This is a genomic window from Amphibacillus indicireducens, assembly GCF_039539605.1.
In the GTDB taxonomy this organism is placed as follows: domain Bacteria; phylum Bacillota; class Bacilli; order Bacillales; family Amphibacillaceae; genus Amphibacillus; species Amphibacillus indicireducens.
On sequence record NZ_BAABDL010000174.1, the window covers coordinates 1 to 905 of the forward strand.

Sequence of the window (905 nt, forward strand, 5' to 3'; positions counted from 1 at the left end):
ACATCACCTATTGCTTTTAAGGCGGATGGTGTATCTCGATTAGGTGAAACGTGATAAGACAAAATAACTTTCTTAACCGCATCAAAGAAAAAGAATAAGTAATGCCATTTACCATTAACTCTAATGTAAGTCTCATCTCCACAAAAACTGTCAGACAGTTCGTATGGATAATGATCTACAAAAGGTTTGGTGATAAGTGCAACACTGTTTGCGTAATTTAAAATTGTTTGAGCTGTTATTCTTACATTGTGTATATCATACATTATGGCAGCCGTTTTTCGAGCCGATAGTCCATAGTTAACGTAATACGTCAAGATAAGTCCTAGCGTATGAGGTGATGCATAAATTCGAGAAAGATCAATCTTTGGTTTGACAGGTGACTCTTTGACCAATGGGTCAAAGTCTAGCTGAAATTCTCGAAAAATATATCTAACTTTAAAAGCTTGTGGGTCTTGGTTAAAACGTTTTCGTTCGTCCTTTGTCATTTGATTTAGTTTCTGTTTGTAATAGGGACAATGATTGTTTTTACACTTAAAAACATCAAAATCCTTACGTTCTTTAATACGTTCTAATGCTTTGGAACAATGAGGACATCTAAGTATTGCTTCTTTCAAAAAACGATTCTTTTGACTAAATAAGCAATCACACACTTTACACTTATATTGTCCTTTGTCACCATTGTTAGCGTAAAGATAGTTAGATGGTGCAGAGCACTTAGGGCAAGTGAGCCTCGCAGGTACTTTAACCACACTATTTTTCCTGCGAACGACAGGTTTTAAAGGTTTGTCGTGCTTGGTCTGATAATCTACTAGAAGTTTTTTATAATCTAATTTTTCTAATGTTTCAATGATGGGCATGTCATCAACTTCTAGCTTTCGATAAGGCTTATTAACTGGCTCATCGTA

General features: G+C 35.2%; 1 protein-coding gene. It reads right to left on the reverse strand.

The window, feature by feature from the left end; all coding sequences use genetic code 11:
• Positions 1-905, reverse strand: a 905-nt coding sequence (locus tag ABD814_RS13250; RefSeq protein WP_344914219.1) for a DDE-type integrase/transposase/recombinase, incomplete at both ends; no start/stop codon positions are given.